Source organism: Bulleidia sp. HCP3S3_C9 (genome assembly GCF_052064035.1).
Lineage (GTDB): Bacteria > Bacillota_I > Bacilli_A > Erysipelotrichales > Erysipelotrichaceae > Bulleidia.
This window is the reverse complement of record NZ_JBQHWJ010000009.1, coordinates 15502-30315: the sequence shown is the minus strand read 5'-3', so window position 1 is coordinate 30315 and position 14814 is coordinate 15502. Positions and strand designations below refer to the sequence as shown.

11 protein-coding genes are annotated in these 14814 nt (G+C 34.9%); 4 read left to right on the top strand and 7 right to left on the bottom strand.

Annotation, left to right across the window (positions count from 1 at the left end):
• Nucleotides 1–36 precede the first annotated feature (36 nt).
• Together ACTND6_RS03090 and ACTND6_RS03085 are read left to right on the top strand one after the other, a co-directional pair.
• Complete coding sequence (locus ACTND6_RS03090) at nucleotides 37–1149, top strand: nucleotidyltransferase family protein (protein WP_178175698.1); 1113 nt, start codon at nucleotides 37–39, stop codon at nucleotides 1147–1149.
• Nucleotides 1146–1658, top strand: coding sequence for an O-acetyl-ADP-ribose deacetylase (locus ACTND6_RS03085; protein ID WP_441021746.1), 513 nt, complete (start codon nucleotides 1146–1148; stop codon nucleotides 1656–1658). The genes ACTND6_RS03090 and ACTND6_RS03085 overlap by 4 nt, the downstream gene beginning before the upstream one ends.
• 21 nt (nucleotides 1659–1679) lie before the next feature.
• Here the strand turns inward: ACTND6_RS03085 and ACTND6_RS03080 are convergent, their stop codons facing one another.
• Nucleotides 1680–4157 carry a DEAD/DEAH box helicase family protein gene (locus ACTND6_RS03080; protein ID WP_441021744.1) on the bottom strand — a complete coding sequence of 826 codons (2478 nt, stop codon included), beginning with the start codon at nucleotides 4155–4157 and terminating at the stop codon, nucleotides 1680–1682.
• Between the two features lies 1 nt (nucleotide 4158).
• Nucleotides 4159–4743, bottom strand: a complete 585-nt coding sequence (locus ACTND6_RS03075) for a class I SAM-dependent methyltransferase (protein ID WP_441021742.1) — start codon at nucleotides 4741–4743, stop codon at nucleotides 4159–4161.
• 105 nt (nucleotides 4744–4848) lie between these two features.
• On the opposite strand from ACTND6_RS03075, the gene ACTND6_RS03070 reads away from it, so the two are divergent.
• Nucleotides 4849–5835, top strand: a complete 987-nt coding sequence (locus tag ACTND6_RS03070; RefSeq protein WP_441021741.1) for a S66 family peptidase — start codon at nucleotides 4849–4851, stop codon at nucleotides 5833–5835.
• Nucleotides 5836–5865: 30 nt separating this feature from the next.
• Here the strand turns inward: ACTND6_RS03070 and ACTND6_RS03065 are convergent, their stop codons facing one another.
• Both ACTND6_RS03065 and ACTND6_RS03060 read right to left on the bottom strand, forming a co-directional pair.
• Nucleotides 5866–9135 carry a response regulator gene (locus ACTND6_RS03065; protein ID WP_441021739.1) on the bottom strand — a complete coding sequence of 1090 codons (3270 nt, stop codon included), beginning with the start codon at nucleotides 9133–9135 and terminating at the stop codon, nucleotides 5866–5868.
• A gap of 243 nt (nucleotides 9136–9378) precedes the next feature.
• Nucleotides 9379–11346 (bottom strand): FAD-dependent oxidoreductase, encoded by a 1968-nt coding sequence (locus tag ACTND6_RS03060; protein ID WP_441021737.1) that lies wholly within the window; start codon nucleotides 11344–11346, stop codon nucleotides 9379–9381.
• Nucleotides 11347–11458: 112 nt separating this feature from the next.
• On the opposite strand from ACTND6_RS03060, the gene ACTND6_RS03055 reads away from it, so the two are divergent.
• Complete coding sequence (locus ACTND6_RS03055; RefSeq protein WP_441021735.1) at nucleotides 11459–12259, top strand: helix-turn-helix transcriptional regulator; 801 nt, start codon at nucleotides 11459–11461, stop codon at nucleotides 12257–12259.
• On the opposite strand, the gene ACTND6_RS03050 is transcribed toward ACTND6_RS03055, so the two are convergent.
• The 3 genes from ACTND6_RS03050 to ACTND6_RS03040 form a co-directional block, all read right to left on the bottom strand.
• Nucleotides 12253–12615 carry a hypothetical protein gene (locus tag ACTND6_RS03050; protein ID WP_441021733.1) on the bottom strand — a complete coding sequence of 121 codons (363 nt, stop codon included), beginning with the start codon at nucleotides 12613–12615 and terminating at the stop codon, nucleotides 12253–12255. The two genes, ACTND6_RS03055 and ACTND6_RS03050, sit on opposite strands and share 7 nt — an antisense overlap.
• A 73-nt stretch (nucleotides 12616–12688) precedes the next feature.
• On the bottom strand, nucleotides 12689–13480 hold the full coding sequence (locus tag ACTND6_RS03045) for a Cof-type HAD-IIB family hydrolase (RefSeq protein ID WP_441021731.1): 792 nt from the start codon (nucleotides 13478–13480) through the stop codon (nucleotides 12689–12691).
• Nucleotides 13481–13540: 60 nt separating this feature from the next.
• Complete coding sequence (locus ACTND6_RS03040) at nucleotides 13541–14740, bottom strand: extracellular solute-binding protein (RefSeq protein ID WP_441021729.1); 1200 nt, start codon at nucleotides 14738–14740, stop codon at nucleotides 13541–13543.
• Nucleotides 14741–14814: the final 74 nt, after the last annotated feature.

The following is a 14814-nucleotide window of genomic DNA, read 5'->3' as shown; positions in this document are numbered from 1 at the left end:
TTTGGCTTTCAACTTTTTTTCATATACAATAGAGACATGAAAACATGTGGAATTATTTGCGAATACAATCCATTTCATAATGGACATCAATATCAGATTGAACAAGCAAGAAAAAAAACAAACGCAGATGTCATGATTGCCATCATGTCATCTCATTTTATGCAGCGAGGAGAACCCGCATTTATTGATAAATGGAAAAGAGCAGAAGCAGCAGTAAAAAATGGAATTGACGTTGTCATTGAATTACCATACATCTACGCAACACAAGCTGCCCATCAATTTGCACAAGGTGGTGTAGATCTATTGAAACTGGCAGATGTAGATTATATTTCATTTGGCAGCGAATGTGGAAATATTGAAAACCTGTCAGAGATTGCAGATACCCCTGTCAATCTCAATCACATCAAAGAAATCATGGATACAGGTGTATCCTTTCCAAAAGCCTATTCATTACTCACATCACAAATGGAACCAAATGACATCTTAGCTGTATGTTATTTAAAAGCCATCAAAGATACAAAGATCAAACCAGTATTGATTCAAAGAAATACAGGATACTTCGATGAAACGATTCAGCCGCTTGCAAGTGCATATGCCATTAGAAATGCATGCATGCAGAAGAAAGACATTGAAATCACTACACCAATGAAAGAAGAACTGTTGCACTCATCTTATGTCACAATGGATATGTTCTATCCATATATTCGAACATATTTAATGATGACGCCATCTTCTAAGTTATCTGAATATTTCTTGATCAGTGAAGGCATTGAAAATCACCTAAAGAAAAACGCAGAGAAATGTGCAACATACCAGGAATTCATACAGGCGTGCGTGAACTATCGCTATACCGCAAGCAAGATCAGAAGATGTCTTGTACAGATCATGATGCAGATTACAAAAGAAGACGTAAAGAACTTGCCAAAGCTAGATACACTCCGTATCCTGGCATTTAATAACAAGGGTAGAGAATGGCTGCATTCAAAACGCAAAGAAGAAGTACATATTGCTTCAAAGTTTGCAGAAATTCCAAAGTCATATCGTGATATAGAATTTCAAGCCACCCAGCTATACACAAGTGTATTACCAGAAGAAGAAAGAAAACGATTATTAGATTTAGAAATCAAAGGAGCACATTACATCCGATGACAAAGATTACTACAGTCTTAGGAGACATCACAAAAATCAAAGGCATGGATGCCATTGTCAATGCCGCAAATGAATCTTTACTTGGTGGAGGCGGTGTGGATGGTGCAATCCATAGAGCAGCTGGACCACTTTTATTAGAAGAATGCAGAAAACTGCATGGCTGTCCTACAGGTGAAGCAAAGATTACTTCTGCCTATCGTATTCCTTGTGAATATATCATTCATACAGTAGGACCTGTCTATTATGGAAATGGTAATGAAGCACAGCTGTTAAAAAATTGTTATGTAAATTCTTTAGAGCTTGCTTCAATCAATGGAATCAGAAAAATTGCATTTCCATCTATTTCTACAGGTGTGTATAGCTATCCACTGAATGAAGCTGCTCACATAGCCTATCAGGCAGTGAAGGAATTTACAGATGCTCTACCAGATGCATTTGAGGAAATTGTATGGGTATGCTTTGATGAAAAGACAAAGAAAGCATACGATAAAGCAATCAAAGAAGGTTAAAAGGATCCGCATTGGATCCTTTTATATGTTTTGATAATAATTGTTTAAGTCTTCTCGCATTTGATTTTCAACCATCTTCCAGTCTTCAGCATTCATTTTAGAAAATAAAGCATGATTGATAGAAAGCATCTTTAAATCTTTGGAGTAATACATAAATCTTTTTCTTTCAAACTTTTCAAATGGATTTGTCAACATACTTCTTTTCACATAAGAGATATCATTTAATGTATCAGTTGTATATGGACATCCGTTTCGATCAACTTTCAAACCATGATCAATACGATCCTCATAAAACATGCGATAGGAATCTAATACTTCATCAATATTCACATCTCCAATTTCATTCATATGATGAATAACGGACAACAAAAACACCATTTTATACGAATAGGAATAATCTCTTTCTTTCAAGAACGAAAAAAAGTCTTCTTTGATTGTTTCATCTGTATGCATTGGAATCTTTAACTGTGTTCGATATTTCTCAACATCTTCTTTCGAAAATAGTGGAATGGATTTGCTTCCAAACATAAATTCTTTTGTTGGAAGAATCGTTTTCTTTTTGATCCATGATGAAATTGTTTTTGTATCTACGAAATATTCACGCGCAACCTGTTCTTTACTCAAATACGAACCATATTCTTCTTCAAACGAATGAATATCTACCCATTCAATCCTTTCGATTTCTTCATGAATTCCATCCACTTCAATCACATCACCAACATTGTATGTTTGAGAAATATCTCCAAAAGGAACATAGCAAGGATTATCAAACAGCACATGCATATTACAAGCTTTCAAAGCAGCACCATATTCATCTACAACATCAATGATAAAAACATTTTTCTTTGTATCTGTTTTTCGGAGGCCTCTTCCAATCTGCTGCTGGTAAAGAACTTTTGACAATGTTGGTCTAGCCATCACAATAATACGCAATTCAGGATAATCCCATCCTTCAGAAATCATATTACAGGCACACAAGAAACGAATCTTATGATTCTTAAAATCCTGCATGATTTCTTCTGGATGTTTGCTTTCTCTTGTATAGCTTTTTGCCGAAATACCAAATTGTTTATTCAGTATCTCCGCCATCTTAGATGCATGCCTTGTATTCACACAAAAGATGACACCTTGATACTCTTTGCATTGACCATCACTAAAATATTCACTTAAAACTTGTCCAATTAATTCATTTCTAGATGTAATGCTGATTGTCTTTTCAAGATCTGCATTCACATAATCTTTTCCATTAAATCGAATCTTACTTAAATCCAGATTGGTTTTCAAACGATACACATTTGCTTTCGCAATAATTCCTTTATCCATTGCTTCTTTCAAAGAAAGATGTGTAGAATAGCTGCCAAAAATAGATTCCAGTTTCTTTTTATCCGGTCGTTGATCTGTTGCGGTCAATCCAATTAAAAATGAAGGATCAAAAAACTGTATCGTTCTCTTTAATACAGGTGCAACCGCATGATGCGCTTCATCCACCACAATATAGTCATAAGAATGTGGATCATATTGAGAAATATGGCGAATCATTGATGCGTATGTTTTCACATCCACATGCATTCCCTTCAATGATGCATTCACACGATTTTCCCAATCCTCTTTCACACGCACTGTAGGAACAAGAATCAACACTTTCAAATCCACAAAAGATTTCGCATATGACTGGATATCTTCTTCAATGATCTTAGATTTTCCACTCGCTGTAGGAAGTACTACAAGAAATGATTTCACGCCATTATTTCTTTGATGATGAATTTCCTCTAATGTGATCTCCTGATGTTCATACAGTTTGAACTTTCTTTCCGCCAAAATACCTGTTTCTTTAAAAGAAGATGTATTTTCACCAATATATGTTTTGATATCATCTTCAATACGATTTTCAAACAGACAATCCTCACTGGAAAATCGATAAAGTTTAATGTTCTGTGTGGAACATGCATTTTGCTTATCTAACTGCTGAATATATTTCTTTTCACGAATGATCATTGGATGATGATAATGAATACCATTTTCTTCAATTGCGATATTTCCATTCTCACTTGAAATATAGTAATCCAGGTAAAAATGATTCCCCTGTTGTGTTGTAATCGCATATTCTTTATTCAAATACTTTAAAGAAGACATTCCATAGACAGAAGCAAAACTATCTTCAAATTTCATTTCTAAAGGAGATGCTTCCGCATGATTTGAACGATCATTGATTTTCAGATAATTTTCTTCACAATCCATTTGACCACGCATACATGCATCAATTCTTTTTTCATCATACCCAAGAAAGCGATACACATGCATATATTCTTTCATATAAGCATTCTGCTTATCCGTCAAAAGAGAATACGAAAATGCTTTTGTATCCTGTTTACATATATCGATATCAATGATGATGGAAATATCATCTTTTGCATAGAAAATACTGTATCCACCATTTGGATACATTACTTTTTCTTTCCTGCACATTTGATACTTTTCTAAGAATTCTGCTTCATTCATATTATTTTTTTCTCAGAATCAGATTCAGCCACTTTTCATTTTCTCTGCCTGGTCGAATATCACTTGATTGCCATTCTTCCACAAGTGCAAATGGGATTTTCAGCATGAAATCATGAAATGATTCACTTGTGAAATCTGTGAAATATCTACCATTTCTTTCACAAGAATCATTCCCATATTTGAAAGAAGTATATACAATTCCATTCTCTTTTAATGCATCTGCCATCTTTTGAAATACAATGACCAATTGTTCCTTTTTACAATGCAGGATAGAAGAACACGCCCAAATACCATCGTACATATCTTTTTCATTCAAATCTTCAAACAATAACAATTTAACATCCAATCCTGTCAATTTTGATGCAGCTTTGACCATTTCAATGGAACCATCACTTGCATCTACATCATATCCATGTTCCAGAAAGTACTTTGTATCTCTACCAGCGCCACAACCAAAATCCAGGATCTTCGCATCAATTTTTAAATAGTTCAAAAATTTATCCTGTGTTTGAGAGAACTCTAATGTTTGTGTTGTTGAAGTAAATTGCTTTGCATTTTGATTATAGTATTCCAGTGTCTTATCCATACGATTCAATTCCTTTGATAATCATTTTATCACAATATACTTAAAATATATCCTCTTCCCCATCCTCTACATTTTTCTCTATAATATTTCAAAAAGGAGTTACTCATGATTTATCCATCATTTTTAACAAACGGTTCAACAATAGGAATCTGCGCACCAAGTGCAGGTGCAGGAAAAGATCTAGAAAGCTTTGATGCCTGTTTAGATACACTCAAACAACAAGGTTACAACATCAAAGAAACACAGCACGTTAGAGTCAATGATCCACGAGGAGGAAACGCAAAACAAAGAGGAGATGAATTAAATCAACTCTTTCAAGATCCAGAAGTAGATTTTGTAATGTGTGCAAAAGGTGGAGATTTCTTAAACGAAATGATTCCATACATTTCATTTGAAACATTAAAAAAGCATCCAAAGTTCATTATGGGTGCAAGTGATCCAACAGGTGTCCTATATCCATACACAACACTATGCGATGTCGCTACGATCTACGGTTTCAATGGAGGATCCAGCTATGACCTGCAACCATTACCACAATTTGTAAAAAACAACCTCGAAATCATCAAAGGAAATCTCATTGAACAGACAAACTATCCAGAATACCAGAAAGCATTGCCATGGGATGTTGAAGGATTTGTTCCAGATACAAAAGTACAATGGAACTGTACACAAGAAGAACTCACGACATCTGGCAGATGTATTGGTGGATGTATTGATGTATTAAAAGATTTAATTGGTACAAAGTTTGATGGCACAAAGAAGTTTATTGAAAAGTATGCAGATGACGGAATCATCTGGTATTTCGATAACTTCTCACTCAGTGCAGAAGTACTCTACCGTACCCTCATTCAGATGCGTTATGCTGGATGGTTTGAAAGCACAAAAGCAATCATTGTGGGCAGAACACTGTTTGAATCCAGTGAGACTGGCATGAGCTATCAAGAAGCACTCACAACTTCATGTGAAGATATTCCTGTGATCTATGATGCAGATATCGGTCACACAAATCCACATTTCACAATGATCAATGGTGCAATCCTTAACTTTAACTACAAACACCATCAAGCATCTATTACATTCAGCCTCAAGTAAAAATGCAGTCAATGACTGCATTTTGCATATTTATTTTAAGCATTTTCTAATTGCACGAATCAACATTTCTTCATCTAATGGTTTCGCAAGATATTCATTCATACCAGCCATCTTTCCACGCATGATATCATCCAAAAAAGCATTTGCACTCATCGCAATAATCGGAATCAAAGAAGCATCTTTCCTTTGTAGAGTTCGAATTCTTCTTGTAGCTTCTAACCCATTCATTCTTGGCATCAGAATATCCATTAATATCATCGCATAATATCCAAGACTGGATTTTTCAAAACTCTCCAAAGCCTGCACACCATCTCCAACACAATCTACAATGATTCCATTCTTTTCAAGCAAGAATTTCACAACTTCTGTATTTAATTCATTATCTTCTACAACAAGTGCTCTTAATCCTTTCAAATCAGAATAATTTTCTAGAATACTGTTAGAATTTACTTCTTCTCCAATCTCAAATGTCATACAGACCTTAATATCTGTACCAACATTTTTCTTGCTGGCTACTTCAATGGTTCCATCTAACTTATTTACAAGTTTCTTTACAATCGATAAACCTAAACCACTTCCTTCATACTTAGAACGACTTGTCTTTTTTTCTTGTGAAAATGCATCAAAAGCATATTTCATAAACTCTTCAGACATACCGATTCCATCATCCCTACATCCAAATTCAACTGTCACATGTGTATCATCATGATGAATTTCTCTGTAATACACATCAATATTTCCATTTTCTTCCGTGAACTTTACCGCATTTTCAGTTAAGTTTGCAAAGATTCTATCAATATATGTAGCGTTACTTACTACATATGGATATTGAATGCTTTTTTTATCTACATCCATATGGAACGTAATATTCTTTTCTTTCGCTTTTCTGTATGAACGGAAACATGCATCTTGAATGACTTCAATCATATTAAATGGCATACATACAATTTCCGTTTTATCTGTTTCCAGCTTATTAAGCTCAAGAATATTGTTGATCAATGTAACTAGATAATCCAATGATTCATTTACTTTCGCTTTTAATGATTGACGCATTTCCAAATCATCTGGATATTGTTCTGCCATACGCAACATTCCAATCATGCCATTTAATGGTGTGCGGATATCATGAGACATATTTGAAAGGAATCGATTCTTCGCTTCAACTTCATGTCTTGCTTCTTCTGCTTCATAATGTAAATTCAATTCCCTTCTCTTCACTTCACTGATACTACGTATTGTACAGATGATTTCAATCACTTTCCCATTTTCATCACGATTTTTCGCAATAAACACAAGACGATGCCAGTTTCCATCAAGCATCTTATATTCCGTGACAGTTTCATCATCCTTTGCTAAATGATTTTGAATGGTTTCAAAATTTGTGAATTCATAAAACATCTCTCGATATTCTAACTCAACACTCTCTTCACATCTCTCTTTAAATCGTTTTGAAGCACAACCTTTATTTCCTGTGAAATGATGTACTGTACTATCATGCGATATCTCTTCAAATTCATCTTTTTCAAGATTGATTAAATAAATATGACAATATGATTTCGCAATTGCAGAAATGATTTCATTACTTTCAATCACTTCTTCATATGCCTTTTGAATTTGTTCCTGGATTGCTTTTTCTTTCTCCATGATATCGTCAATATATCTAAAACCTAAAAGTGCATAACAATGTTTTTCATCTTCTTTAACCTTAATTGCCTGTGCTTCAAAGTATTTTTGATGACTCTTGTTAGAAAAACTTTGATAGTGATATGTTATACGGTTATTTTCAGTTAAATTTTTCTTTAAATTTTCGCATTTAAACCAATCCAGAAAATCTTTTTTATCACTTTCAGAAATATAAGAAGATGCATAACGCATACAATAACTATCAAAATTATAGAACACTTGCTTTCTTAAGATATCTTCTGCGTTTGTATTTGAAGAAATATGTACAGATTCAAATGTTTTAGAATTTAATTCAACAAAATAAACTGCCGTAAAGTCAGAACATAACTTATCTAGAATATCTTTTTCTTTTTCAATTTTATGTAATGCAGCTTCGAGTTGATTGTTCTTTTTAATTTCTTCCAGAACAACTTCGTTCACATCTTTAAATCCCATGACGAAAGAATTATCATTTTTATCCAGTTTTGCAAACGAAATCTGATAGTATGCCCGCTGTCCATATGTATTTCTTTGATAAATTACCTTATAGATTGGATTTTCCTGTATTTCTTTCAATACGGTTTCATATGCTGTGTCTTTTAAAAATGCTGCACGATTTTCTTCGTCAATATAACGTTCAGCATAATCACGCATAGATTTTGTATAGTGATTGATTTTTTCAAACATCTCGATGGCTTCCTGAATGACCCATTCCGCATATTTATAACAGCAAAGCTCACAAGTCTGATCAGGATGGACCAGCCACATCGTTACATACTCATTCGCAAGCCCATCAATGATTCTTCTCTGTTTCTCTTCTTTTTGTTTTCTCTTGTTAATATCAATAAAAATTCCACAGACATTCTTGATTTTTCCATTTTCTTGCCAAATTGTTTTTCCAATGGAATGTACCCACTGATATTCTCCATCAGAGTTTCTCAACCGAAATTCATCATCATGTTGTTCATTTAGATTGCGTAATGCTTTAAATCTATCAATGGATTGTTTTACTTTATTGACATCATCTGGATGTACATAAGACAAGAAAGAACGAAAACCACTCGAAAAATCTTCATATGCATAATGGAACATACGACATAATGCATTATTCCCTTGATATACAAGTGGATTTTCATTTTCGTCAAACATGATCTTCCATCTCGCAGTGCCTAATGATTCATAAATTGCTTCATCACTCTCTTCGCTCGTAAAAATCCAGATAGATAAATTCTCATCCTGTTTTGAATATGATTTAATTTGAAGCTTTACTAAATCACCATCCATCTTGCGGTAAAGATAACATAGTTCTGACTTTTCTTTTAAAACAGAATACACATAGCCATAATCCATCACCGCATCAAATACACTACGATAAGATTCCTTTACAAAATGCTTCCGATATTCATCTATCATCGTTGAAAACTTCCACTCTTTATCTTTCAGTAGTGTTGGGAAAAATTCCGGTGTTATGATTTCTCTAAATTGATCTGTTTGTTTATCTACAACATAAACACCTAGATACTTAGGTGCGATTAATTTTAAAAATTGCTCACTGTCATTTTTTTCTTGTAGTAATTGTGAGTATTTCAACTCCTTATACAATGCGGAGTCTGTTTCATTATTTACATAGTGTCTCACACAAGGCTCCTTTCCATCAAGGATATATCTGGTAAAAATAATATAAATTGAGAACGGGTATAGTTCAAATGAATTTTTAACAAATTAGAAAAGATTTTTCACTGCGATTCAAAAAAAAGAAAAACAAATATATCTCATATGAAAAGCAAAAAATACGATAAACATCAACAAAACACAAAACAGCTCTAAAAGGCTTGTTGATGCCATTTAAAGCTGTTTTTACTTCATTAAGCTCCTAAAGAATTAATGACTTTCTAAATTTCCATTCATACCACGTTCTGTAGCTGTCTGCATCGTTTCTTTACCAGTTTCTGTTAATGCTGTTGTGTCATCTTCAACTTCATATCCAGCATTTCTTGCGGCCTGAATACCTGCAAGTCTGCCAGAAGTCAATGAGAAACCTAAACCAACACCTTCAACATCCTGATATGTACCATAAGAGATACCAGAAACGTTATTACCAGTTGCATAGAGATTCTTGATGACTTCATGATCTTCATTCAATACCTGAAGCTTTTCGTTTGTATTCACGCCACCAAGAGCGCCTAATACACCAGCATGTCCCTTAGTTACATAGTAAGGTCCTTCAGAAACAGAATACTTCAAAGATTCCTTAGACTTGAAGAATTCTTCATCCTTGCCACTCTTCACATAGCTATTATAGTTATCTACTGTTTCCTGCAGATCTTCTACATCACATCCAATAAATTCTGCAGCTTCTTCAAGTGTATCAAATACACCACCTTCATTTGCTTCTGTCAACTGATCAAAGCCACTCTTCCAATCATCACTGCTGACAGGTGCATGGTAGATTGTTGGATTGCCATTTTCATCAACGATACCAAATCGATCCCAGTAATGTACCCAGGTACCTGTATTTTCCTGAGACATATCTGTCCATCTATCTACTGTAGCCTGATCAACGATTGTATACGCATAGCCACCTTGAGAAAGTACAGAAGATGTAAATTCAACAGTATCTTTCAATAAATCTTCATTCATAAATCTCTTGCCTTGGTTATTGACCCATAAAATTGGAGAGTTGAGTGTTAACTGAGATACAACTTCATCATCACATCCCTGTGTTGTAACACCATGGTTCATTGTTAACAATTCACCCTTGTCAGCGCCAATGTTCCACATCATATCCACACCAGGCGCATAAGAACCAGCTAAAACATTGCAGTTTGCATATACATCTTCACCTAATGTTTCTTTCATAAGTTCTTCATTATTTGCGAAAGAACCTGTAGAAATTACAACGGATTTTGCATTGACCGTTAATGTGCCGCCATCTTTCTTTGTACACTTTACACTAGTTGCGTTTCCATCCTTGTCAACAATGATAGAATTCGCTGTAGTAGCATAATGCACATCCACACCAGCTTTATCCAATGCATCCCCTAAATATTCAAATGGGTTTGCATTGTTCCATCTGTGGTATACAACTTCTGTATCAAAGTGTGCAATCTGCTGTGCTGTTTCAGACAGGAAGAATCCAACTCCATGATTTAACATATAAGAAACTGTATTCTTAGCTTCTGCAATAAATTCACGGATCAGCTTAGAATTTCCCATGTTGTTGTTACGTTCCTGGAAGTGATCATACCAGTATTCTTCATCTGTTGTTTCACCATCAGCATAACGTGCTTTTTGTTCAACAGATCCAACTGCGAACATCCCCTGCGCTGCATTACCAAAGCCACCAATAGATTCTGTTGCTTCAATACCAATGACAGAAGCACCACCTTCACTTGCTCTTAAAGCAGCAGTTGTACCAGATGCACCCATACCTACAACGACAACATCTGCTTCTAATGTTTCATCTTCACCCTTCTTTGTTTCTGTGGATAGACCAGCCTGCTTCATACAATCTTCTACAGCTTCGCTTACCGCATCACGTGTAGCAGTCGCGCCAGATACAACATCAATATCACCAGACTGTGCTTCTACGATTTCCTTTGCTAACCCTTCCGCAGCATCTGCACCATAGCCTTTTGACTGGCTGCTAGAATCTACTTCAGCATCTGTAATCTTTCCATCTTTCACTGTAATTGTGACTTTAACATCACCCTTTTCAAATCCTTGTGCTGTTGCTGTGTAAGTGCCATCTTTTGCTTCTGCCGCTGTACTATTAGAAGTACTGGAACATCCAAAAAGAGAAACACTCATTACACATGCAAGCATGCATGTTAATAATTTCTTTTTCATTTCCTCTACCCTTTCAGTGCTACTAGTGTACGAGGTTGTGAATTTGTGAACAATGGACTAATCCAATTAAAAACGTGGCTGATTCTTATATTCGAATGATATACTATTGGTCATGAAAGATATTCAAGCATCGATTACCACGGAAGGTATCAGTACATATTTCACAATGATCACTCCGCAAAATGAATGTGAAATTGCATTAGACGGAACAACATATCATGCACTGTCTCATGATTTAATATTCTCAAGAGAAGACATGCAATATCAGGCAACAGAATCACTTCTTGTCTATGATTTTCAAGCATCCTTTTTTGACAGTCTATTTGATTCCCAGATTTCAGACTGCAGGATCCTGTATGATTTTCTACATGCGCCAGATGCAAGTGGAGAACACTTATATTTTTCTAATATTGGCAATGATGCACTCTATACACTTGAACTCATTTTCAACGAATTTCCAAGAGATGATATATATCATGAAAAAATAATCCGTTTATTACTTGTAGGCTTATTTTCATTCTTAGATCGAAATCATTCAGAAACTTTACTCATTCCAAGATCCACAATGATCCAGAATCATATCTTTGGTAAAATCATGAAATATATTGGAGAGCACTATCGCGATATTACGTTAGATCAGGTCGCAAAAGAATTCAACTACCACCCAGACTATCTTTCCTATCGCTTCAAAAAGATTACAGGCATGTCATTTTCAAAAAAACTATTATCCATCAGAATGGAAGAATCCATGCATCTTCTACTCACAACAGAAATGACAATTCAAGAAATTGCTGAGTTCAATGGTTATCATGATCGTTCCCATTTTTCAAGAAACTTCAAAGAATATACAGGCATGTCACCAAAACAATTCCGAAAAAGCCATCAAAAAATCATCAATCTCAATGATCAATGATTTCGATTTCCTTTTCTTCTGCTTCTATTTGGACCAGGTTTTCTCACACGATAATGTCCACCACTTGTTTTCTTCTTTTCCAATGCAACTGGTGCAGCATTTTCAGCCAGATGATATCCATCTTCTGTTTTCATAAACCAGCCAATTTTTAAAGTACCGCCACAATTTGGGCAAATAGCATAGCCTTCCATTGGAAGTTCATTACTATCTTCATTTACTTCCATATATCCACATAATTCACAATACATTCCTCTAGCAATCCCATTACTGAGGTCTTGTTTTGCGGCAACGCTTTTTTCTTCTGTTCTGTTTTCTTCTTTTTTCTCTTTTTTCAGTTTTTTCAAGAAATTAAACATGTTCTTTTCCCCACTTTTTTGCCTATCTAGAATACAACATTTTTTTCTTCTTTAAGTGAACAAAACTTGAATATTATAAAATACCAAAATGCTGAAATGCTTTCAGGATACCATCGTTTTCACTTGTATCTGTAACGTAGTCTGCATGTGATTTCACTTCATCATTCGCATTTCCCATCGCAACACCAATTGCCGCAAATTCAAGCATTGTCATATCATTTCCACCATCACCAAAGGCAATGGTATCTTTCTGATCAATACCATAGTAATCCAGTATTTTCCGCATCCCTACAGGTTTTCCACCTTCTAATGGAATCATGTCCGCAAATTCTTCTGTCCATCTTGCAGATTTCATACCTGGTGCATGTTTTACCCATTCCGCATCATCCTTGCTTGGAATACGTGGACAGATCTGATACGTATCATGTGTATATGAGCGAACCGGATCTTCTACTCTTAACATATAATCTTCTTTTCCAATACTTTTTAAATATTCATAATGTGCTTTATTAAATGTAATATCATAAGAATCATTTTCTTCCATGAATGTACAAGCATAGTCCGCATTCTCTTTGAGCCATGGAACTAAAGAATGCAACGCTTCCTTACAAATCGGCAGTTTATAAAAACAATGCTTGTCTTTATCCATGACGTATTGACCATTCAAAAGGACATACCCATCCCATGGAAAAGCATTCAATTTCTTTCCAAGCAATGGTAATTGTACAGGTGGTCTACCACTCGCCAGAAACACCTTGATTCCTTTTTCCTGTAATGCATGCAGCATTGCAATCGTTGTATCTCGTAATTCAATTTCATTAAATGGTTTTAATGTGCCATCAATATCAAAAAAAGCAGCTTTCATAATCATTTCCTCACATCGAAATGATTATATACAAAAACTGCTTTGAATAAAAATCTTTTTTTACTCATTTGAAGTGCTATTTTCTTCAACAGGTTGTTCAACAACAGTATGTTTTACAACACCACTTGCAATATCATTTCCCATTTTTTCAAAACGAGAAACATCACTATTCTGTGATGTCAAAACAATGGATGTATTCTGCAAAGCATCGATCTGTATTTTGATTGCAGCATCATCTGTTTCAATACTCATATTGACTGGAAGTACATGCCACTTGTCATAATGATTCAATTGTGACTGTGCACTGCCTAAAAAGCCTGCAAATGCCACGGCTGCCTTAATACTTTTGCTTGTTGGAACAACTGCAGCTGCTTTTGTAGAAACTGTTGTTTTCAACTGTACTTCTTTTCCGTTCAATGTATATTCAGGCATTGCACATACCGCAATGTTTTCTTTTCCAAGTGCTTCTTCCATGGATGCATAATCACTTGTGGAAGCAAATACCGCATTTACTGTACCGTTCTTTAAAAGTGTTGCGGGATCTTCTTTGGAATTCACAAAGTTTTTAGAATTCTTTAAATCAACCAGATAGTCTGTCACTGCCGTTGCATTTTCACTGGCAAAATCAACTGCACTATTCATTCCAGCACCAAAATAGAATGCTGAAATATATTTCCCATCCAGTAAAGAAAAGCCAACTTTTCCTTTTTTTAGCATTGCATCAATATTCTTAACAACATCTTCACCAAACACACTCTTGTCATAATACATGCACCACGTATCACTAGATGTATACGGAACACCATACACTGCACCATCATATGTCACTGTATTTACAATTGTAGAGCTATTCTCATTTTCAATTGTATTTAAAGTTTCACCACCAAGCTCTGCAATAGCATTTGTTTCGATAAGACTTGGAAGATCATTCGAATCATATAAATATACATCAGGTAAATTTTCTGCATCTTCTGCCAGTTTATTTTTCACATCCGCAAAAGCAACTGCTTCTGTTTCAATTGTTAAATCCCATTTTGGATGTGCTTTTTTAAATGCTTTGATTTCTTTTTCCATCCAGCTGTCTTTTCCAGTTTCTTCTTCAGGTGCCCAGACTTTTAACGTCGCACTTAAGGATTCTTCTTCAACAGTAGACGTTTGTTCTTCAGAAGTTTTAGATATTTCTTTTTTTGTACAACCAGCCAGCATACTCGTAGATATCAATGCGGATAGTCCTATTTTCATTAACTTGTTCGTATTCATATTACTCATTCCCTCCTGGTTCATATTCATAACACTTATAGATTTTACAACATTCACTCCATTATCTTCAAATA

Excerpts from the sequence above, each read along its gene's own strand:
- ACTND6_RS03090 (WP_178175698.1), top strand. The coding sequence starts at position 37 with ATGAAAACATGTGGAATTATTTGCGAATACAATCCATTTCATAATGGA.
- ACTND6_RS03085 (WP_441021746.1), top strand. The coding sequence starts at position 1,146 with ATGACAAAGATTACTACAGTCTTAGGAGACATCACAAAAATCAAAGGC.
- ACTND6_RS03080 (WP_441021744.1), bottom strand. The coding sequence starts at position 4,157 with ATGAATGAAGCAGAATTCTTAGAAAAGTATCAAATGTGCAGGAAAGAA.
- ACTND6_RS03075 (WP_441021742.1), bottom strand. The coding sequence starts at position 4,743 with ATGGATAAGACACTGGAATACTATAATCAAAATGCAAAGCAATTTACT.
- ACTND6_RS03070 (WP_441021741.1), top strand. The coding sequence starts at position 4,849 with ATGATTTATCCATCATTTTTAACAAACGGTTCAACAATAGGAATCTGC.
- ACTND6_RS03060 (WP_441021737.1), bottom strand. The coding sequence starts at position 11,346 with ATGAAAAAGAAATTATTAACATGCATGCTTGCATGTGTAATGAGTGTT.
- ACTND6_RS03055 (WP_441021735.1), top strand. The coding sequence starts at position 11,459 with ATGAAAGATATTCAAGCATCGATTACCACGGAAGGTATCAGTACATAT.
- ACTND6_RS03050 (WP_441021733.1), bottom strand. The coding sequence starts at position 12,615 with ATGTTTAATTTCTTGAAAAAACTGAAAAAAGAGAAAAAAGAAGAAAAC.
- ACTND6_RS03045 (WP_441021731.1), bottom strand. The coding sequence starts at position 13,480 with ATGAAAGCTGCTTTTTTTGATATTGATGGCACATTAAAACCATTTAAT.
- ACTND6_RS03040 (WP_441021729.1), bottom strand. The coding sequence starts at position 14,740 with ATGAATACGAACAAGTTAATGAAAATAGGACTATCCGCATTGATATCT.